Annotated in this window: 17 protein-coding genes and 2 tRNA genes; 12 read left to right on the top strand and 7 right to left on the bottom strand. The window is 49.5% G+C overall.

Annotated features, from left to right (window positions below; genetic code table 11):
- Nucleotides 1–161 precede the first annotated feature (161 nt).
- Entirely contained in the window at nt 162–1,571 is a 1,410-nt protein-coding gene (locus AC07N2_RS11260; RefSeq protein ID WP_076593968.1) for a DEAD/DEAH box helicase, read from the bottom strand.
- Between the two features lie 426 nt (nt 1,572–1,997).
- Nucleotides 1,998–2,786 carry an enoyl-ACP reductase FabI gene (fabI, locus tag AC07N2_RS11265; RefSeq protein WP_494778361.1) on the bottom strand — a complete coding sequence of 263 codons (789 nt, stop codon included), beginning with the start codon at nt 2,784–2,786 and terminating at the stop codon, nt 1,998–2,000.
- Nucleotides 2,787–3,040: 254 nt separating this feature from the next.
- Between fabI and AC07N2_RS11270 the strand changes: the two genes are divergently transcribed.
- The 4 genes from AC07N2_RS11270 to AC07N2_RS11285 are packed head-to-tail and all read left to right on the top strand — an operon-like array spanning nt 3,041 to nt 8,586.
- Nucleotides 3,041–4,858: an extracellular solute-binding protein gene (locus tag AC07N2_RS11270; protein ID WP_494778362.1), complete on the top strand. Its 1,818-nt coding sequence runs from the start codon at nt 3,041–3,043 to the stop codon at nt 4,856–4,858.
- A 10-nt stretch (nt 4,859–4,868) separates the two neighbouring features.
- Complete coding sequence (locus AC07N2_RS11275) at nt 4,869–5,930, top strand: microcin C ABC transporter permease YejB (protein ID WP_494778363.1); 1,062 nt, start codon at nt 4,869–4,871, stop codon at nt 5,928–5,930.
- Nucleotides 5,927–6,985 carry an ABC transporter permease gene (locus tag AC07N2_RS11280; RefSeq protein WP_494778364.1) on the top strand — a complete coding sequence of 353 codons (1,059 nt, stop codon included), beginning with the start codon at nt 5,927–5,929 and terminating at the stop codon, nt 6,983–6,985. Before AC07N2_RS11275 ends, AC07N2_RS11280 begins: the two co-directional genes overlap by 4 nt.
- Nucleotides 6,982–8,586, top strand: coding sequence for an ABC transporter ATP-binding protein (locus AC07N2_RS11285; RefSeq protein ID WP_494778365.1), 1,605 nt, complete (start codon nt 6,982–6,984; stop codon nt 8,584–8,586). Before AC07N2_RS11280 ends, AC07N2_RS11285 begins: the two co-directional genes overlap by 4 nt.
- Nucleotides 8,587–8,595: 9 nt before the next feature.
- On the opposite strand, the gene AC07N2_RS11290 is transcribed toward AC07N2_RS11285, so the two are convergent.
- A complete protein-coding gene (locus AC07N2_RS11290; protein ID WP_494778366.1) occupies nt 8,596–10,143 on the bottom strand; it encodes a transglycosylase SLT domain-containing protein in 1,548 nt (515 codons plus the stop codon).
- 256 nt (nt 10,144–10,399) lie between these two features.
- Nucleotides 10,400–11,173, bottom strand: a complete 774-nt coding sequence (gene gloB, locus AC07N2_RS11295; protein ID WP_494779244.1) for a hydroxyacylglutathione hydrolase — start codon at nt 11,171–11,173, stop codon at nt 10,400–10,402.
- A gap of 4 nt (nt 11,174–11,177) precedes the next feature.
- On the opposite strand from gloB, the gene AC07N2_RS11300 reads away from it, so the two are divergent.
- The 4 genes from AC07N2_RS11300 (at nt 11,178) to AC07N2_RS11315 (ending at nt 13,276) form a co-directional block, all read left to right on the top strand.
- Nucleotides 11,178–11,948 (top strand): class I SAM-dependent methyltransferase, encoded by a 771-nt coding sequence (locus tag AC07N2_RS11300; protein WP_494778367.1) that lies wholly within the window; start codon nt 11,178–11,180, stop codon nt 11,946–11,948.
- A gap of 18 nt (nt 11,949–11,966) precedes the next feature.
- Nucleotides 11,967–12,401, top strand: coding sequence for a ribonuclease HI (rnhA, locus tag AC07N2_RS11305; RefSeq protein WP_076593965.1), 435 nt, complete (start codon nt 11,967–11,969; stop codon nt 12,399–12,401).
- Between the two features lie 55 nt (nt 12,402–12,456).
- Nucleotides 12,457–13,164 carry a DNA polymerase III subunit epsilon gene (gene dnaQ, locus AC07N2_RS11310; RefSeq protein WP_494778368.1) on the top strand — a complete coding sequence of 236 codons (708 nt, stop codon included), beginning with the start codon at nt 12,457–12,459 and terminating at the stop codon, nt 13,162–13,164.
- A 37-nt stretch (nt 13,165–13,201) separates the two neighbouring features.
- Nucleotides 13,202–13,276 (top strand) — tRNA-Val (locus AC07N2_RS11315).
- A 296-nt stretch (nt 13,277–13,572) separates the two neighbouring features.
- On the opposite strand, the gene AC07N2_RS11320 is transcribed toward AC07N2_RS11315, so the two are convergent.
- Entirely contained in the window at nt 13,573–14,367 is a 795-nt protein-coding gene (locus AC07N2_RS11320) for a hydroxymethylpyrimidine/phosphomethylpyrimidine kinase (RefSeq protein ID WP_494778369.1), read from the bottom strand.
- 198 nt (nt 14,368–14,565) lie between these two features.
- A complete protein-coding gene (locus AC07N2_RS11325; protein WP_494778370.1) occupies nt 14,566–17,262 on the bottom strand; it encodes an EAL domain-containing protein in 2,697 nt (898 codons plus the stop codon).
- Between the two features lie 742 nt (nt 17,263–18,004).
- Between AC07N2_RS11325 and AC07N2_RS11330 the strand changes: the two genes are divergently transcribed.
- From AC07N2_RS11330 to AC07N2_RS11345, 4 genes are all read left to right on the top strand, one after another.
- Entirely contained in the window at nt 18,005–18,319 is a 315-nt protein-coding gene (locus tag AC07N2_RS11330) for a hypothetical protein (protein ID WP_231949289.1), read from the top strand.
- A gap of 51 nt (nt 18,320–18,370) precedes the next feature.
- Nucleotides 18,371–18,736, top strand: a complete 366-nt coding sequence (locus tag AC07N2_RS11335; protein WP_076591820.1) for a hypothetical protein — start codon at nt 18,371–18,373, stop codon at nt 18,734–18,736.
- A 419-nt stretch (nt 18,737–19,155) separates the two neighbouring features.
- Complete coding sequence (locus tag AC07N2_RS11340; RefSeq protein ID WP_494778371.1) at nt 19,156–20,493, top strand: class I SAM-dependent methyltransferase; 1,338 nt, start codon at nt 19,156–19,158, stop codon at nt 20,491–20,493.
- A gap of 217 nt (nt 20,494–20,710) precedes the next feature.
- Entirely contained in the window at nt 20,711–21,382 is a 672-nt protein-coding gene (locus tag AC07N2_RS11345) for a pseudouridine synthase (protein ID WP_494778372.1), read from the top strand.
- A gap of 101 nt (nt 21,383–21,483) precedes the next feature.
- Here the strand turns inward: AC07N2_RS11345 and AC07N2_RS11350 are convergent.
- A tRNA-Asn gene (locus AC07N2_RS11350) sits at nt 21,484–21,559 on the bottom strand.
- Between the last annotated feature and the right edge of the window lie 49 nt (nt 21,560–21,608).

Below are 21,608 nucleotides of genomic sequence, written 5' to 3' on the forward strand. Positions count from 1 at the left end.
TGCATAAATTACTTCAGCAACTTATGCATCTGCTTACAATTGTTACGGTATGTTATTTCCGTCTTTACATAAAGATACTGTACTGAAAACTGTAGACGCATAAAAAAAGACCGGGTTTATGACCCGGTCTTTTTAGTTCAACGTCTGGCAGACGTCAGCGATTAACGCTCGCCGAAAGGACGACGTGTTGCGCCGCCTGCATCGCCGGTACGTGGACCTTTGTTGAAGCTGCTGCCATCTTTACGTGGTGCATTTGGCTTGCTGAATGTACGCTGACCTGGCTTAGCCGTGTTGCCACGGTTGTCGCCTGGTTTCCAGCCACCTGGTTTGTGGTTCGAACGCGGTGCCGAAGCGCTGCGTTTTGGTTCGAAACCTTCGATGACTTCGACCGGGATCAATTGCTTGATGAAGCGCTCGATACGTTTGACGTTCATGCTTTCTGCGTGGTTTACCAGCGAGACTGCAATGCCGTTACGGCCAGCACGACCGGTACGACCGATGCGGTGAACGTAGTCTTCCGGGAACTTAGGCAGATCGTAGTTAACAACGTGCGTAATAGCTGGAACGTCGATGCCGCGTGCAGCAACGTCGGTTGCTACCAGAACACGGATCTGACCGCGACGCAAGCCATCCAATGTACGGTTACGCGCACCTTGGTGCATGTCGCCATGCAATGCAGCGGCAGCGAAACCAGCGATGTTCAGACGATCAGCGATGGTGTCTGCATCACGTTTGGTTGCGGTGAACACAACAGCTTGATCCATGGTTTCGTCACGCAGCAGGTGATCGAGCATGCGATTCTTGTGCGACAGATCGTCGACGAAGTGGACGCATTGCTTGATGTTTTCATGCTTGGTAGCGGAACCGGCGATTTGAATGATCAATGCATCTTTGGTGATGCGTTTTGCCATGTTGCCGACCATGCCGTCCAGTGTTGCCGAGAACAACATGGTTTGACGACCTTCTGGTGTAGCTGCGACGATTTTTTCGATGTCGTCGATAAAGCCCATATCCAGCATGCGATCCGCTTCATCCAATACCAGGATTTGCAGTTGCGAGAAATCGATCTTGCCCGATTCCATGTGGTCGATCAAACGGCCTGGAGTTGCTACCAGAATCTCTGGATTCTTGGCTAGCAATTGCATTTGTTTCGGGTAAGGCATACCGCCCAGAATCGAAACAGCTTTGACACGTTTCATGAACGCGCCGTATTTGTCGGTCGAGGTAGTTACTTGCAGTGCGAGTTCGCGGGTCGGGGTCAACACCAGCATTTTCGGTTGTGCTGCTTTGAAGCGTGGGCGATCGCCGCGTGAGCGAGCCGATTGCGCTTCTTGATTAGGTGTTTTGCCAGATTCAGGTTGTTGCTGTTCGGATTGAACTGCGAATTTATGCAGCGCAGGCAGCATGAATGCCGCTGTCTTGCCGGAACCAGTTTGTGACGAAACCATCATGTCGCGGCCTTCAATGCCTGCAGGGATCGCCTGGGCTTGCACACCTGTTGGAGCTGTGTAGCCCGATTCGGTCAGTGCTTTGATGATGGACGCGTGGAGGCCTAGTGATTCAAAAGTCATTATTTTTCTTTCGTATATATCAGCGCGACAGCGCGCATCATGGATTGTGTCCACGATGAATGTCTGCGAGTGCGCAAAAAATGCAACGCCAACCAACGAAACAGCTAAGAAAGCTCTGAGAGATTTCGGCACAAAAGCTTTGCGCCGGGACGGTGTCTGGAATTCAACACCTGAAGGCGGGGGGCTTTATCGTTAATGCTAACGGTTCGCGATGCTGCAAAGTGCGATGTCTGTTACAAAGCACAGCGCGCATTGTAGTACAGATTGGACTCACTGTCGAGTCATGTCGCGGAATACAAGCTTTTCTCCTCTGAGGAGCGCTGAAACTGTACTTGTGTCTATGTTAATAAAAAACGCGGCAGTAAGCGTACTGCCGCGTTTTCACATACCGGAATCGAGCCGTTTATCTGACTCTATGCATGGCGTTTATTCCAGACCGTTCATGCCGCCGACCACATGCGAGAAGCCGCCGTCGACGTAAGTGATTTCGCCAGTGATGCCACCTGACAGATCAGACAACAGGAAGGCTGCTGCATTGCCGACATCTTCGATCGTGACGTTGCGACGCAATGGTGCATGCGCTTTGACAAAGTTGAGGATCTTGCTGAAGTCTTTGATGCCGCTGGCAGCCAAGGTCTTGATCGGGCCAGCGGAGATGCCGTTGACGCGCACGCCTTTAGGACCGAGCGATTCAGCCATGTAACGTACGCTGGCTTCCAGTGATGCTTTTGCCAGACCCATGGTGTTGTAGTTAGGCAGGGCGCGCATGGAGCCGAGGTAGGTCAAGGTCAGCAGTGCTGCATTTGGGCGCAACATCGGCAACGCAGCTTTGGCCATCGCCGGGAAGCTGTATGCAGAGATGTCGTGCGCGATCTTGAAGCCTTCGCGTGAAATACCATCGAGGAAGTCGCCGGCAATGACTTCGCGTGGTGCAAAGCCGATTGCGTGGACCAGACCGTCGAGGTGATCCCACGATTTGCCCAGATCGGCAAACAGTGCGGCGATTTGTTCATCGCTACCGACGTCGCAATCGAATACCAGTGTGCTGTCGAATTCTTTTGCGAACTCGGTAATGCGATCCTTGAAGCGGTCGCCGACGTAGGTGAATGCGAGTTCAGCGCCTTCGCGCTTGCAAGCAGCAGCGATGCCGTATGCGATGGAGCGGTTCGATAACAAACCGGTGATGAGGATTTTTTTGCCTTGCAAGAATGCCATGAACGACTCCAGTGGATTTTCGACAGTAACTGCGCGCGAATAAGTGCGGAATGGGCAAGATTGTAGGGGCTAGTCGGCGCAACGGCAACTTTTGTGACAATTCTCTGTTTTTGCCGGCTTTGCCGCAGGTGTATGCAAGAGTGTGCTGGCGTCGGGGCGTTTCTGTAGAATAGCCAGAACGTCAATATATGCGTTGCGCTTTAACAGAGAGCGGATCGCGCGATCAGCAAGCAATCACCATCAATGACAGGCGAATGGCTAAATCACTTTTTTCTCTTCTGCTGTTCTGTTTTATTTCTCAAAGTAGTAGCGCCTTTGCCGCGCACGCTTTCTCTCTCTACGACACGCCCAAGTATCCGGCCGGTTTCACGCATTTTGATTTTGTGAATCCAGATGCGCCTAAAGGTGGTGAGTTATTCCTCGCCAACCCGGATCGGCGTACCAGCTTCGATAAATTCAATCCCTTCTCGATGAAGGGTGTATCGGCGGCCGGACTTACCAATCTGATGTTTGAAAGCCTGACGACTTCTTCCAGTGGCTCTGAAGCCATTACAGATGAGGTGGCGACCATGTATGGCTTGTTGGCAGAAGACATGGAATTGTCAGCGGATCGTATGGCCATGACTTTCCGCCTTAATCCGAAAGCACGTTTCAATAACGGCGATCCGGTGCTGGCTGCCGACGTTAAGTATTCCTTTGATACTCTGGTGGCCAAAGGTGCGCCGCAGGTCAAATCGCTGCTCGCCAATGTGAAGCAATGTGTGGTGTTGAATGAGCGCACCGTGCGTTTCGACTTCAAGACACTCAATCGTGAAATGCCTTTGATAGTCGGCAGCGTGCCGGTGTTTTCGCGCAAATGGGCTGCAAGTACAGACTTCGACAAGATTGGGCTGACACCGCCGATAACCACCGGCCCCTATCTGATTGATAGATACGATACTGGTCGCTCCATTAGTTACAAGCGGAATCCGAATTACTGGGGCAAAGATCTCGCTACGCGCAAAGGCATGTTCAATTTCGCACGCATCAACTACCGTTTCTACAAAGATGATGTGGCGCGTCTGGAAGCCTTCAAGGCTGGTGAATTTGATCTGGTCGTGGAGAACAGCGCAAAGAATTGGGCGCGTAGTTACAAGGGACCTAAATTCAATAGCGGTGCAATCATTAAACGTGAGCTGGCGCATTCTAACGGTGCCGGCATGCAAGGCTTCATGATGAATCTGCGCCGTCCGCAATTTCAGGATATACGCGTGCGGCAGGCATTGGGCTTGGCACTGGACTATGAATGGATGAACCGCCAGCTATTCTTTGGCTCTTACAAACGCATTTACTCCTTCTTCAATAATAGTCCGATGGCAGCCACCGGTATGCCTTCAACAGAAGAATTGGTATTGCTGGAACCGTTGCGTAGCAAGCTCGATCCCGTTGTATTCGGGCCTGCACCAATCCCGCCAAATACCAATCCACCTGGTTCGCTGCGTACCAACTTGCTGAAAGCAGTTGAACTATTCCGTCAGGCCGGTTGGGAATATCGCGACGGTGCCTTGCGTAATGCCAAAGGTGAGCCATTTGCGTTTGAAATCATGGATGATCAATCCGCCATGTCGCGCGTGATCAGCATCTATGTCCGCAATCTGCAAAAACTAGGAATACAGGTCACGCAACGTACGGCTGACTATGCCTTGATACAAAAGCGCATGGAAGATTTTGATTACGATATGACCAGCATCCGCTTCTCGGACGTCAGTACACCTGGCAATGAGATGTTCGATATGTTCGGTTCCAAGGCCGCAGATGAAAAAGGTTCGAGCAATGTTTGGGGCTTGAAAGATCCTGCCGTCGATCGCCTGGTCGAAGCGCTGGTGGCAGCAGATAGCCGGACAGAACTGCAAGGTGCAGCCCGTGCACTGGATCGCGTACTGTTAAACAAACATATCGTCATCCCGCAATGGTATTCATCTACTCACAGGATCGCTTACTGGAACCGTTTCGGCATGCCGGCCAAGTTGCCGCTGTATTACCAGCCGGATCCTTATGTGATTTCAACCTGGTGGCAAGAAAAAGCAAAATGAGGATCTCGCGATGAATCTGTGGTCTTACATAATCAAACGCGTGTTGCTGATGGTGCCCACCTTGTTGGGTGTGATCGCGATTACTTTTGCTGTCATCCAGTTCGTACCCGGCGGGCCGGTTGAGCAGGCTTTGGTGGAATTGAAAGGGCAGTTTGGTGCAGGTGGTGAAGCCGGTGGTGGTGGCATATCGCAATACCGCGGGCGGCAAGGTATAGATGCCGAGCGCGTAGCTGAAATTAAAGCACTGTACGGTTTCGACAAACCGCCGGTGGAACGCTTCTGGCAAATGCTGAAAGGTTTTGCCACCTTCGATTTAGGACAAAGTTTTTATCATCACAAAGATGTATGGGATTTGGTCGTGTCGAAATTGCCGGTCTCTATCACGATAGGGATGTGGACTTTTTTCCTGACTTATTTCATCTCGCTGCCGCTTGGTATTGCGAAAGCAGTGCGCGAAGGTAGTCGTTTCGATTCACTCACCAGCATCGTGGTGCTAATTGGTTATTCGATCCCTGGTTTTATCCTCGGCGTTTTCCTATTAGTGATGTTCGGTGGCGGCAGCTTTGTGCAGTGGTTTCCACTGCGCGGTTTGACCTCCGATAACTGGGATCAATTGTCGTTGATCGGCAAGGTACTCGATTATCTGTGGCACATCACACTGCCGGTGACCGCATCGGTGGCCGGTTCGTTTGCCGTAATGACGATGCTGACGAAGAACACTTTCCTCGAAGAAATTCGCAAACAATATGTGCTGACCGCGCGCGCCAAGGGTTTGAGCGAAAACGCAGTTTTGTACAAGCACGTATTCCGCAATGCATTGATCCCATTGGTGACGGGCTTTCCCGCTGCGTTCATAGGTGCGTTCTTTGCCGGTAGCCTGTTGATCGAAACTTTATTCTCGCTGGATGGCTTGGGTCTGTTGTCTTACGAATCGGTGATCCGACGTGATTATCCGGTTGTGATGGGTACGCTCTATCTCTTTACGCTGATCGGTTTGGTGGTCAAGTTGCTGGGCGATTTGTGCTACGTCTGGGCCGATCCACGTTTGCAGTTTGAAAGTCTGAATCGATGAATTTACCTTCCACTTCTTCATCGTCTGCCGCAGAGTCGGTATCGCCGGGACGGCGCGTTTGGTTGCGTTTCAAGAAGAATCGTCGCGGCTACTGGAGCCTGATCATTTTCAGTATTCTGGTGGTGATCAGTTTGATGGCAGAACTGGTGTCTAACGACAAACCATTGATCGCACGCTATAACGGCGAATTGGTATTCCCTATCTTCAGTACGTATTCGGAGAAGAAGTTCGGTGGTGATTTCGAGTCGCCTGCCGATTATCTTGATCCCTTCATACGCGATCAATTCAAGAAGAACGGCAACTGGGCGATCTATCCGCTCAATCATTACCACTACGACACGCTGAATTATTTCGCCACCTCACCGAACCCTGCACCACCTTCCGCCGAGAATTGGCTGGGTACAGATGATAGAGGGCGCGATGTGGCTGCACGCTTGTTATACGGTTTTCGTGTCTCCGTGCTGTTCGGATTAGCACTGACCTTCACGGGTGTATTGCTAGGTGTAATTACAGGTGCGATCCAGGGTTACTTTGCGGGCAAGACGGATTTGTTCTTCCAGCGCTTTATGGAGATCTGGGGCTCTATGCCGGAGCTGTACTTGCTGATCATTTTTGCTTCTATTTTTCAACCGAGCATAGGTTTGTTGTTGATTTTGCTCTCACTGTTTGGCTGGATGAGTTTGTCTGATTATGTGCGTGCAGACTTCCTGCGTAATCGTAATCTGGAATATGTACAGGCGGCACGCGCGATGGGTTTGTCCAACGGACAGATTATCTGGCGCCACGTGTTGCCAAATAGCTTGACGCCGGTAGTGACCTTTTTGCCGTTCCGCATGAGTGGTGCGATTCTGGCGTTGACCAGTTTGGATTTTCTCGGTCTGGGCGTGCCGGCATCAACAGCAAGTCTTGGTGAGTTGCTGGCGCAGGGGAAGAATAATCTAGATGCGTGGTGGATCGCTTTGTCGACCTTTGTGGTGCTGACTGTGATGTTGCTGTTGTTAACGAATATCGGCGATGCCTTGCGTAACTCGCTGGATGTCCGGAGGAAAGCATGAGTCTGCTGGATATTCAAAACCTGCAGGTGTCCTTCGATACCAGCAAAGTCGTCAACGATGTCAGCTTCAGCATTGCTGCCGGTGAAAAGTTTGCATTGGTAGGTGAGTCGGGCTCGGGCAAGACCGTCACTGCGCTTTCGCTATTACGTCTGAATCAGGATGCGACGTATGGCGGCAAGATTCTGTTTGAAGGTCAGGACATCCTGCAAAAAACCGAAGCCTCGATGCGCTCGGTACGCGGCAATGATGTGGCAATGATCTTCCAGGAGCCGATGACGGCACTGAATCCCTTGTTCACGATAGGTAATCAGATTGCAGAGGTATTGATGCTGCATGAAGGCATCAGCGCGAAAAAAGCGGCTGTACGTACCGTCGAATTGCTCGACAAGACAGGCATTCCAGAGCCGCAACGACGCGCACTATCGTATCCGCATCAACTGTCCGGTGGGCAGCGCCAGCGCGCCATGATTGCGATGGCTTTGGCGTGTAAACCAAAGTTGCTGATCGCCGATGAGCCGACCACTGCGCTCGATGTGACGATACAGGTGCAGATCGTCGAATTATTGAATCAGTTACAGCGCGAAGAAAACATGGCGGTGTTGATGATTACGCATGATTTGAATCTGGTGCGTCATTTTGCCGATCGCGTCGGCGTGATGGAAAAAGGCAAGTTGATCGAAGTGGCGACCACGCAGCAGCTGTTCGCCGCTCCGCGCGAAGCTTATACGCAGAAATTATTGGCGAGCCAGCCGCATCAATTGGTCAATGCCGTGAACGAGGCTGCCACGCCACTGCTGAATGCCGAGCATGTGCGCTGTACCTTTGATATCAAAAAAGGTTGGTTCAAGACAATTCCATTTATTGCCGTCGATGATGTCGACGTGCAAGTGCGTCCCGGTGAAACTTTAGGCATAGTCGGCGAATCAGGTTCCGGTAAGTCAACGTTAGGTTTGGCCTTATTGCGCCTATCCAGTGCGAAAGTGAAAGGCGCAATTGCATTTGAAGGTAAAGCGATAGCGGATATGAGTCGTGATGCATTGCGGCCTTTGCGTGCGCGTATGCAGATCGTATTCCAGGATCCGTTTGCCTCGCTGTCACCACGCCGCACCATAGAACAAATCGTAGGCGAAGGTTTGGCCTTGCATCAACCGAAGTTGGGAGCCGAAGGAATTCGTAAAGCGGTGGCTGATGGTTTGCTCGAAGTCGGATTGTCACCGGAGATGATGACGCGTTATCCGCATGAATTCTCCGGTGGGCAGCGTCAGCGGATTGCGATTGCGCGTGCGTTGGTGTTGAAGCCAGATCTGATTTTGCTGGATGAACCTACTTCATCGCTGGATGTGTCGGTGCAACATCAAGTCTTGTTGCTGTTGGCGGAATTGCAGCGCAAATACGGCATGGCTTACATTTTCATCAGTCACGATTTGGCAGTGATACGCGCGATGGCACATCGTGTGATGGTGATGAAGGATGGGAATGTGGTGGAAAAGGGTATGACGGCGTCCGTGTTATCGAACCCGCTTGAACCCTATACGCAACGCTTGCTGGCGGCCTCAATCTACGCTCGCCCCGATGAGAACACTGCAACGGGGCATGTGTAGGGATTGACCTTATTTGATGTTGCTACCGCTTGCGGAAGCTACGCTGATTTTGCTATTGGAACGGTTGTTGTGAGATTTCGCGACAACCGTTTTTGTTTTGACCGTGTGGCTAGCTTGCTTGATGTTGTGCTTTGTATTAGTTTTGGTTTTGCTTGCCACTGCGCGATAGGGAACGTGCAATTCCAGCTTCTGTCCGCTAGCTAGTTTGTCGTGACGCAGATTATTCCAGTTCTTGATTTGAGCGATAGTGACTTTATAGCGACTCGCCAGCGAATCGATAGTGTCTTTTTTCTTGACGGTCACATTGATGCGTTTGGTATCTGGCACATCAGGCGTCATCGCCAGCGTCGCGTTGTCGGCAACTTCCTGCGTAATATCCTTTTGTGCAGAATCTTCCGTACGTGGCACCAGGATGGTCGAGCCAGCCTTCAGCAACATCTTCGGCGGAATATTGTTGACCTCACGGATAACTTGCGGCGTCGTGTGGAATTTTGCTGCGATCGTTTCTATGCGTTCGCGTGCATTGGTCACGCGGTGCGCTGTCCATGACGACAGTGCGTGTCCCCATTTCGCTAAATTAGCCTTGAATTTATCTGCATTGCTTTGCGGCAGGAGAATTTGTGTATTGCTGCTGCCGGTAATGACTGGGCGATTGAATTGCGGATTCAAGGCCTTGAATTCATCCATCGGCATTTCTGCCAATTGTGCTGCCAGCTTGACGTCGATATCGCGTGTCTTTGCAACGCTGACAAAGTAAGGCTGATTATCGACTTTTAACAGCGTAATGCCGTAGGCATCAGGCGTTGCGATGATGTTTTTGACCGCTTGTAGCTTGGGTACGTAATTCTTTGTTTCTGCCGGCATGTAGGCGGAGAGACTATTGAAGTCAGTTCCTAAGCCGGCTGCTTCTGCTTTCTTGATTGCACGCTGTACAGAACCTTCGCCCCAGTTGTAAGCCGCGAGGGCCAACTGCCAGTCACCAAACATGCCATACAATTTTTGCAGGTAAGTCAGTGCAGCATCGGTTGAGGCCAGTACGCTACGACGTTCATCCTTGAACATATTCTGTTTCAGGTTGAAGTCGCGACCAGTGGATGGAATGAATTGCCACATGCCGGCAGCTTTAGCTGTGGAATAGGCTTGTGGGTTGAATGCGGATTCGATGAACGGCAGCAATGCCAGTTCGGTCGGCATGTTACGTTTTTCCAGTTCTTCCACCACGTGATACAGATAGAGCGATGCGCGCTTGGTGGTGCGGCCGATATAGTCAGGCCGTGAGCTGTACCAAAGTGTCTGGTTGATGACTAGTTGGTTATCAACCAGATCGGGAATCGCAAAGCCCTTGCGTATGCGGGCCCAAACGTCTGCGTCGCTGGTAACGACAAATTCGCTGAGTGGATCGTTGGCAAGGCTGGGATTGTCTTGGAGAGCGGCGTCTTTTACCCAGTTGTACGCTGGCAAGGATAGATCGCTGGCGGCGTGGGCGAAGCCGGCAATGCTCAATAGAGCGGCGGCGGAAGTAATTCTGAATGGCACTTTAAAATCGGATATAGGCATGGGGTCTCGCAAAAATGACCGACCCATGAGCAGCCGGTTGAAAAGGATAATGGCCGAGTGTAAGTAATGCGCATTTTCCGAGTCAAGACAATTTACACAACAGCTAGTGTTTATCGTGGCTATTTCCACTAAAAACGGGTATCAAAGCGATAACGTTTTCGTAGGGAAATGAGAAAAACGCGCATCTCGGTATATGCCGTGAAGCAATTTTCATGCAAACAGCGATTGTTTTTGAAATCTGAGATGGGTAAAACGTTTAGCGGAAGTTGTTTTTCCACTCGCGCAAGGCGGTAAAAACAGCAACAGGATCTTTGCTGTTTACCCGGCCTTCTGTGATCAAGTGTTGAGCAATGGCCGGTTCACGTGCACGCAAAAAGGGATTGGTTGATTTTTCCAGTCCGATATTTGACGGTACAGTTGGAATATCTAGCTCGCGTTTTGCCTGCTCAGCTTTGAATCGTGCTGAAAGTGCAGCATTGTCTGGCTCTGCTGCGAGCGCAAAGCGCAAGTTGGAGATCGTATACTCATGTGCGCAGTAGACTTTGGTGTTATCCGGCAGCGCTGCAAGCTTGTCCAGCGAGGACAACATTTGTGTAGGTGTGCCTTCGAACAAGCGACCACAGCCGCCGGCAAACAGCGTATCGCCGCAGAACAGCCAGCCTTGTTCTTTTGCTACATAGGCGATGTGGCCCAGCGTATGGCCGGGCACGTGCAACACAGATAGATTCAGCCCTAATTCAGGGATATTGACGATATCGCCTTCATCCAGCGCTGTGGTCACGTTGGCAATCGGATCGTGGCGCGGTGCAAAAACCGGTACTTTAAAGTGTTGTAAGAGCGTTGATACGCCGCCGACATGGTCACTATGGTGATGAGTCAGTAGAATAGCGACCAACGACAGCTTGTGCGCTTCCAGCGCGGCAAGAATCGGCGCAGCATCGCCCGGGTCCACCACGGCAGCATGTACGCCATCGTGGATAATCCAAAGGTAATTGTCGTTAAACGCGGGAACAGTTAGTACACTCAACATACGCATGGAAACATTTTCTACAGAAAAATCCATTATATCCCTCGGGCCTTGGCTAGAGACACCGACCGGCAATTACGTGCGGAATTGGGAACATGCGCGCCTGGATGAGCTGACTGTGGATATTTTCGGCTTCAATGCGACACAGCTGGGTTTGCCGCAGATTCAAGCTTTGCGCGCGAGCCGGATGCCGCATACATGGCTGACGGATACGAATATTCCATCAGCTGACAATGACAATGAGGCGCGGCGGATTGTTGTGGTGCAGGATTTTGAAGAGTTGCCGTATGCATCTGCCAGTATTGATTTAATTGTTCTGCCACATGTACTGGAATTTGCTACTGAGCCGCATCAAGTACTGCGCGAAGTGGAGCGTGTCCTGATTCCTGAAGGACAGCTCATCATCTGCGGTTTCAATCCTTACAGTTTTTGGGGAGCGCGCCAGATGCTGGGACGCTTGAGCGAATCTTATTTTTTACCGCAGGAAGGTGAGTTCATCAGCCTGCCGCGTATGAGAGATTGGCTGAAGTTATTGAATATGGAAGTCAGCAACGGATATTTTGGCTGTTATGCGCCGCCGTGCGAAAGCGAGAAATGGCTGAATCGTTTTTCCTTCATGGAAAACATCGGCGAGCGCTGGTGGCCCTATTTGGGCGCGGTCTATGTGGTGCAGGCGATCAAGCGCGTCAAAGGCATGCATTTGATCGGCCCGGCCTTGAAGAAACAAAAAGCAGGAGCGCCGCAAGGCGTACCTGCGACCAACAAAATACACAGATAAGAAATACACAATATGAGCATGGACAAGATAGATATTTATAGTGATGGTGCCTGCAAAGGCAATCCTGGTCGCGGTGGTTGGGGTGCTTTGCTGGTAATGGGCGAACGCGAGAAAGAAATATTCGGTGGCGAGCTGAATACCACCAATAACCGTATGGAATTGAAGGCAGTGATAGAAGCGTTGAACGTATTGACGCGTCCCTGTGAAGTGGTCGTGCATACCGATAGTCAGTACGTACAAAAAGGTATCAGCGAATGGATACACGGTTGGAAGGCGCGCGGTTGGAAAACCGCGGCCAAGGCACCGGTCAAGAACGTAGATCTGTGGCAGGCGCTGGATGCAGCTCAGGCGCGCCACAAAATAGAATGGCGCTGGGTGCGCGGACATAATGGTCATGCCGGTAATGAGCGCGCCGATGCGCTTGCCAATCGCGGTGTCGAAGTCGCAGTCTAAGTTTTGGCTCGATAAGCACTCGTTTTTTCTCACACCTTTTGAATACTGATTAAGCATGCGACAAATTGTTCTAGATACCGAAACCACAGGTTTGAATCCGCGTTCCGGTGATCGCATCATTGAAATCGGCTGCGTCGAGTTGGTCAATCGACGTTTGACTGGTAATAACTTCCATCACTACATCAATCCTGAGCGCGATTCGGAAGAGGGCGCGTTGGCAGTCCACGGATTGACGACAGAATTCCTCAGCGATAAACCGAAGTTTGCGGAAGTTGCCAATGAATTCCGCGATTACATCAGCGGCGCAGAAGTCATCATCCACAACGCACCGTTCGACGTCGGTTTTCTCGATGCCGAGTTCAAGCGTGTGAATACGCCTAGTTTCAAGGAACATGTAGGCGACATCGTCGATACGCTGGTGCAGGCAAAGGAAATGCATCCGGGCAAACGTAATTCCCTCGATGCCTTGTGCGATCGCTACGGTATTTCGAATGCGCATCGCGCATTGCACGGCGCGTTGCTGGATGCTGAGTTGTTGGCTGAAGTGTATTTGGCCATGACGCGTGGTCAAAACAGTTTGACGATGGATTTGGGCGGGCCGGAGGTTGATGGCGATGGCCTTGCGCTGGAAATGGTGGCGATTGCCGATGTTTTGCTACAGCCGGCAACGGAAGAAGAATTAGCCGAGCATGAAGTCGTGATGAAAAGTCTGGACAAAGAAGTGAGAGGGCAATGCCTGTGGCGCAAGGCTGAGGCGAATTGATGCCTTGAGGCTTTTGTGAGATAATTTGCGCCGCTTCGGGAGGTTAGCTCAGGGGTAGAGCGATCGCCTCACACGCGATAGGTCACAAGTTCGAAACTTGTACTTCCCACCACGATTTTCATTATGTATTTTTCATGTTTTGAAAAATATTCATAATAACGCTTGCATGTTCATTGAATATCAGTGTATATTGATTGCGTGACGAGTTCGCTCGTTCACAGATTTGCCACTTTCCACTATAGGACTGGGTGAATCAAAAATACTAGCCTGCTTCCTTTTCGGTCGCGGGCTTTTTGCTTTCTGGGACAGAATAAATCCTCTATCGCTTCTTTTATAGAAGCCTTGCGCAATAAAAATGCCTACCGGTTTCCCGTCAGGCATTTTTGTTTTCTACGAGATGCTTTGTTCTTACGCGCAAAAATCCAATGGTAGGCGACGTGGGAAGTGTTGGCCTTTGCCTGGGCGATCTGCATCGCGCAAGGTGCGCCATGTGTAAGCCAGTGCCGCTTCCACTGCAGTCACAATGTCTTCGCCTAACGCAAGCCGACCAGCCAGAGTGCTGGCGAGTGTGCAGCCCGAGCCGTGGTAACTGCCCGGCAAGCGCGCGCAGGTAAATGTCTGGAAGGTGCCGTCGCGTGAATACAGGCGGTTATGAACTTCTTCTTCATCGCCGTGGCCGCCGGTAATCAGTAAATGCTGACAGAAGGGCAGTAATTTTTCTGCGCATTGATCGGGCGTGCCGTTTGGCAGTTCAGCCAGAATGCGTGCTTCCGGTAGATTTGGTGTGGCGATTGTTGCAAGCGGCAAGAGTCGTTCGCGCATTGCATAACCGACTTCATCCTTGCCGAGTGCGCCACCACCGCCAGCGCGCAATACGGGATCGCACACAATCGGAACATGAGACAGACGTCGCAGAATTTGTGTGACGGTATCGACCATTTCGACTGAACCGAGCATGCCGAGCTTGATACCTGCTACTGGTAAATCAGTGATAACCGCTTCGGCTTGCGCCAACACCCATGCGGAATCCAGCACGCGAAAGTCGGATACATCGACCGAGTTTTGTACGGTGAGTGCAGTAACCGTTGGTGCAGCATGGCAGCCTTGCGCCATTAAGGCTTCGATATCGGCTTGCAGGCCGGCACCACCGCTTGGATCGTGACCGGAGAGACAAAGAACGATAGGACGTGCAGAAGTATTCATTGTGCAGATTGACTCTTTAAACATGGCTGCCTGTAGCTATTACTAACAGTGAAGGCAGACCTGAAAAAAATGTGTGGCGCGAGTATTGATTTGAACAATCGTAGCCAGACGCGTTGCGGTGAACATTATAGCTGTGACTGCCTGTTGCGATGCGAATTGCGGAAGCGGTACGCAGGATGCGTATTGTCGATGGCAGGATTAAGGGAAGAGGTTTTGTTTGTGTATCACGGCGGCGATGTCACCAGCCGGTAAGGGACGTGCAACGTAATATCCTTGTACTTCATCGCAAGAAAGAGTTTGTAAGATCGTTAATTGTTCTATTGTCTCCACACCTTCAGCCACGACGCGCATGCCCAGCGCTTTTGCCATAGAGACAATTGCGGTAAAGAAGATTTCACCATCCTTGCCTCTGCCAAGTTGCGAGGTAAAGGCCTGATCAATCTTGAGTACATCCATATCCAATCGTTGCAATAGAGACAGCGATGAATACCCGGTGCCGAAATCATCCACGTGTACCTTGATGCCCATTCCGTTGATGGCGGTAATTTCATCGAAGATGTCGCCGACATTGCGCATCATCGCTGATTCGGTCAGTTCTATTTCAAGGAGCTTGGCAGGAATTCCATATTTTTCGAGATTGGCTGCCAGCATCTTTTTAACCTTGCCCTCATTGAATTGATGCGGAGAGACATTGACGGAAACTGGCACAACTTCAATACCTTGCTTTATCCATGTAGCTAGTTGCGCACATACTTTATCGACGACGATTTCACCGATTGGATTAATCAAGCCTGTTTCCTCAGCCAGGCCGATAAAGTCGTTCGGCATGACCAAGCCACGCTCTGGATGCTGCCAGCGGATGAGTGCCTCTACACCAAGTAATTTGCCTGTCAACGTTTGCACGCGCGGTTGGTAATAGATACGGAATTGATCTTCCCTGACAGCTTGCAGCAATTCCTGTTCTGTATTGAGCCGCATCTTGATGTCTTCGTACAGCGTGTGATCATAAAAACGGAATTGCCCTTTGCAGCCGGTTTTTGCAGCATACATTGCGATGTCCGCATTCTTGATCAAGGTTTCTACATCCTGCCCGTCGCGCGGGAAAATACTGATGCCGATAGAGGCGCCTATCTTGTTTTTTTGTGGCGTCGTGTCGCGTGAGATATCGAAGGGTTCGCGCAAAATCTGATTGATGGAAAACGCGATATGCGCAGCTTCTTCTTCGCTATGGATCGCTTCCAATATGACGGTGAATTCGTCACCGCCGATTCTGATAATTTTGTCGCTTGCGCGCACGACGGATCTTAAACGCATCGCAACGGTACACAAGAGTTGATCGCCAGCAGAATGACCGAGTGTATCGTTGATGTTTTTAAAATCGTCCAGGTCAATGAACAGAATCGCCAGCATGGAGTGATTGGCTTTGGCTGTTGCCAACGCTCTTGGCAGATACGTCATGAGCCAATGGCGATTCGGCAAAGCTGTCAGACCATCTTCTGTCGCTAGCCGTGCCATTTCACGTTCGTGGCGCTTGGGCTCGCTGATATCACGCAAGGTAACGGCGAGGCCATTTTCTGAACGGACGAATTTTCTTTTCAGCCATTCTGCATCGATAGGACTTTCTGGTGGCACTTGGTAATCGTCTTCATAGAAGCCGGTTTCCATCGCGATGCGATAAGCACCCATGACTTTTTCAAAATATGAGCCCGAGTAGAAATCTGAAACTTTGACGCCAGTAAATTTTTCTTTATCGATGTTGTAGAACGATGCACCTTTTTCATTGCAATCCACGACCTGGAAGTCGGTGATGAAACCATTCCTGTCACGCATCGGAAGCAGAATATAAAATCCCTCGTTGCCACCTTCCGTGGCGATACGATAAGTCTCTCTGATGGCGTCCGCTTGCTGTTTCCTCCAGGTCAATCGTATCGACATCCACATCGCCATGGCAGCAAATAGAAACAAAATGCCACTGCCGATGATGGCAATTTTTCGATACATGTCGTGATGGTCTTCATAAGGCAGAAGAATATCTTCCTTGCTTAAGCCGACCAATACAAAAAAAGGATAGTTGTTTATTTTTTGTGTCGCGACGAAATGCGTCTGCGCACTTGGAAGCAGGGCGGCATCAGCCGTCATGTCTGCGATGCCATTATTTTTGGCTGTAGGAAGTGGTATGAGTGATAGTCCCTCGCTGTACTGGCTATTCACTTTTGTCATGCGTTCGACACCGTCTTCACCAACGAAGGCAAGTATTCCATCGCGCCCAAGAATGGGATCATCGGAAAAAAGTGTAAAGAATTCTGGTGCAATTCCGATGACCAGAACGCCACCGAATGTGCCGTCTTCGTTTTCAAGTCGGCGTGATACCTGCACGATTTTTTTCTTGCTTAATCTACCTATCGTAGGTGCGCCTATACGTAGTTCGCTGGAAACGTTTTTTTGATGAAATTGAAAATAATCACGATCAGTGACAGTGAACGTTTCGGTAACAGGAATCGTTGTTGTTACAGGTACGCCGCTCTCATCGTAAATGGCAATAGATGCAAATTGCGGGATGTTCAATAAGCCTTGATCAGCCATTTCCTCAAAACCTAGATAGCCGTTAGATCGTTCCCATCCGTATTTTATTTGCTGTGATAACTGATCCAGTTGTTCCAGGGTTCTGGTTAAATATTGTGCGTAAGCTTTGGAAATGGAAACGGCTTGTTTAGCTGCATTTTCCTGCAGCAATTTTTTATCGTTCGCCAGTTTTGAATAGATGGCACTCCATAGCAAAGCCATCAGTAACAAGGCAAGCAGGGGCCATAAAATGACGAGACGTAGATGACGTTGAATGAAGCTGATTTTCGGTGAGCTATCGCGCGGGTAATCCCCTTGGTTTTTCGCATGCATAAGAATAGTCAACCGAACGTAGGTTATTTTCTGAGATGGAAATTGGAGGTAAGCGAGCGACAGCGAAAGAATGCGACTCTGCGCTGGCTCTTTGGATTGGTGACTAAACAATCCGGGAGGTCGAAGAACGTTTCTTGCTAACAGGCTTGTCTAAAAAATTTAAATATGTAGCAATTTCTTTGTATAAAGGTTGTGTTTAAAGTGGCTTTTCCCCTAACAAGCTCAACGTATATTTATTCTGTTGTATGCAGATATTTGCTTCTGTTGTTTGCGTAGAGCAAGTTAGTTTAGTCATTCAAAAATATTGCTGTTATCCCATAAATATGGGATGTAAATTAGTAATAATCAGTTAATTAACAAATAGCGATATTTTTGATGGCTAGTACAGTATTGCCTAGAGGGAAATCCACTTGCTTGCTGCTTTGCGTGTATGTAGCTGGACAGATTTTTATTTGATGATTTAACAAATTCATTCAGACGTATCGAACAATCATTAATCAATTGATATGTAAATTGATGTTTGTCCTGATTTTCCTTTCATTTTTGAGATGACTGATTCTTGTATTGATGCGTCTGAATTTATCGCTTAGCTTGATGAGGCAATGCGGTCCACGTTTTGACGTGGTGTGATCTTGTTGTGATTGATTAGAGTGATTTCGTCGTAATCTGTGTCTTGCTGTCAGGCTATGGGACGCGTACCATGAGGTCAGAAAAATAATGACATTTTTTTATGGAGACATCGATGTCAGTACATTTGATTGAGGCAGTGCGTTTTAATGATGCAGGCGACAGAGTTGAAATGGTGAGATGGGGAAGGGGACACCGTAAAGGAGATGGTTCTCCCGGCTGGGAAGCAGTGACAGCAGAACACGACGTTAGTCTGGTAGTCGATGCCTTGCATTTTGGTGATGAGGTGGCTACAGCATTCAAGGTTGGCAACGATATGGTGTTGGGCCCTAGAGTCCACATCGTTATCCATCAACACGGCATTGAAGACATTGATACGATCGACCATGATGTTCCTGGTCGTACCTTGGCTGATTTGCCGCGCTTTTAATCTGTCGCCATTCGGCGGCAGATACACATATATTTGAGATTGGATGCAGTAATGGGTGGTGATTTATCAGTAGATGAGTTCAATGCGCTGGATGAAATAGTTGCTGGCGTGAAGCAAGGACGACCATCTGCCTGCGTGGCAAGAAATACCAAGCGTCTGCTTGGACTCAAATATATCGAGTATGCAAAAAGTGGGAATCTTGTCTTGACCGATAAGGGTAAGCAAACCCTGTTCATCAAGAGCTGTATTAATGGCTTGCGTGCGATAGCGAATGATCCGCTTGCTGTGCTGAAATCGGATGTGGTGACTTTCCTTGGCAAGAAAGGTCATATCGCAGCGAAAGAAGCGGATGGCGGTTTCGACATCACTGAAAAAGGCCGGGAATGCCTGGCTGATATTGATGCTCGTAGTAAATAATTTCAGTTTTTCTTGCAGGTCATATTTGCACGCTCCATGCGTTTCAGCGTGAGCGGCAGATATTCAAACATGATCGTATAATCGCCTCTAGCTACCATGTTGCCATTCCGATGGCATCATGGCGCGGTTAAGTTAATGAGTATGGTTGGGTGTGCTGAGCGCCTGATGAAGTCGGAGTAACTGTTTTTCTGCTTTTAAAAAAAAGAGGAAAGTTACATGAAATCTGATTACTTACTTGTATCAAACCTGCTCCAGTCGATGACTGGCGGTAGGAGAAGTAGAATCGGCTGCGTATTACAGGCAGCGATTATCTCCAGGTTCAATGAACATCGGGCCGCGTTTCATGTCTATACCATTCTTATTGCAGCCGCACGAGCGCGTGCGGTCCCGTCAGGATTTTTTCAGATAGGGCTTAAGCGATGAACGATCGAAACAACAATCTCGTAACATCTTCTTCCTTGTTACCAGAATCTTTCAGTACTCCGCAGACAGATGCCGCGCTGCGTATTCTGAAACATCTCTTGCATAATTTTCCAGGTGCGACAGCATTTCGTTTGATGGGTGAAAAGCTCGACGAAATCGAAATTACCACACCTAAATTCACGCTGCTGCTGAGAGATCCAGCCGTCTTGCGCAAGCTGGTATTCGGCCGTAGTCCTTTACCGCTGGCCGATGCGTATATCAATGGTTTGATCGATATTGATGGCGATCTGTATGCCGCGCTTGGCTTGAAACAGTATTTTGCATCCTTCGATTTCTCACTGGGGACGCGCTGGGCCTTGTTGCGTGATGCATGGCGTCTTCCATCCAAGCCAAAAAATTTACCGACCACACCTTTTGGCTCTGGTGATTTTGCGCACAAGCATTCCAAGAGTAGTGATCAGGCTGCAATTTCTTTTCACTACGATGTGTCGAACTCCTTCTATAAATTGTGGCTGGATAAGCAGATGGTGTATTCGTGCGCTTACTTCCATACGCTCGATGACACGTTGGAACAGGCGCAAGAAAACAAGCTGGATCATATCTGCCGCAAATTGCGTTTGAAGCCCGGTGAACGCTTCCTCGATGTTGGTTGTGGCTGGGGTGCAATGGTGTGTTGGGCTGCAAGCCATTATGATGTGAAGGCGCATGGCATTACATTGAGCCAGAAACAGTACGAGTATGCGCAAGCGCGTATTCAGGCAGAAGGTTTGAGCCATCTGGTGACGGTTGAACTACGTGATTATCGCGATCTGGAAGGTGAGTCTATCTACGACAAGATTTCCAGTATCGGCATGTTTGAACATGTGGGTTTGGCTAATCTGCCGGTCTATAACGCCACGATCAAACGCGTGTTGCGTCCGGGCGGTTTATTCCTTAATCACGGCATTACGCATGATGAGGAGGGTTGGCAACGCACGATAGATACTGAATTCATTAATCGTTATGTCTTCCCGGATGGCGAGCTAGATACGGTTAGTAATATTCAACGTCGTATGGAACAGACTGGTTTTGAAATTCATGATGTAGAGGCGCTGCGTCCGCACTATGCGCTTACGCTCAGACAATGGGTCAGCAGACTGGAAGAGAAGCGAGAAGATGCGCTGCAGTATGTTGGCGAGTCAGCGTATCGTGTCTGGCGTCTGTATATGGCTGCGTGTGCACTGGAGTTTGAGTACGGTGGGACCGGTATCTATCAAATCCTTGCATCGAAACCAGGCGGGCCAGTTCCTGCTGTGCCGTTGACGCGGAGTGATATTTACGCGGCAGGTAGTTAGAAATCGAGAATTAAATCTATCTGAAAAGACAAAAGAAAAGGGCCTGGTTCTTACACTAGGCCCTTTGTGTTTTGTAGCTCGATTTCTTAATGGAGTTATCGCCGTATCTTTTCTGTAAGATGAGCCCCGAGTTGGGCAATATTTGTAGTTGTTCAGTAGTAATGTGCAGTTCGTCTTATCGACGTTTGATCAGATCAAGGAATGATTCGTAATAATAATGACTGCTTGCATAGATAACTTTGTGGCACCACCCTGTATAGATGACATTGAAATCATCTATCAGGATGAAGCCTTCTTGCTGATTAATAAACCCAGCGGTTTGTTGTCGCTGTCGGGAAAGAATCCGCTCAATTTGGATTCCGTACATTACCGTCTGGTACAACAGTTTCCGACGGCCGTGATGATACACAGACTGGATCTTGGTACCTCGGGTTTGCTGGTGGTTGCACTTAGCAAAGCGGTTGCGGCCAATATCAATCGGCAATTTCAGTTGCGCACAGTAATCAAAACTTATCAGGCAGTGTTGGCCGGGCAGGTTGATGCGGACGTCGGTGATATTGAATTGCCGATCGCCAAAGATCTAGTCAACTTCCCAAAACTAAAAGTTTGTTTTGATACAGGCAAGGCTGCGAGTAGTCATTACCAAGTCCTGGGTAGGCAGAGAGAACAGGACACCACTCGAGTATTGTTCACACCGCATACAGGGCGCACTCATCAATTGCGTATACACAGCGCAGGGCTGGGACATCCCATTCTCGGCTGCGATCTTTACGGCACGCCTGAGAGCGAGCAGATGGCTGCCAGACTTCTATTGCACGCAACTACTTTGGAGTTTGATCACCCGATCAGCGGCGAGCGCTTTTACGGTATGAGCGACTGTCCGTTTTAAACGGCGGAGTGAGATGTGTATGCTTACGTAGAAAACGCATGCACGGATTGAAAGGACAAAAGAAAAGGGCCTAGTTTTTCAACTAGGCCCTTAATATTCTGTGGCTCCCCGACCTGGACTCGAACCAGGGACCTGCGGATTAACAGTCCGTCGCTCTACCAACTGAGCTATCAGGGAACAGAAGCGAGATTATAAGATGATTCTTGCTCGCTTGTCAAAGCTTGTG

It is taken from the genome of Herminiimonas sp. GW821-FHT09C12 (assembly GCF_059416385.1).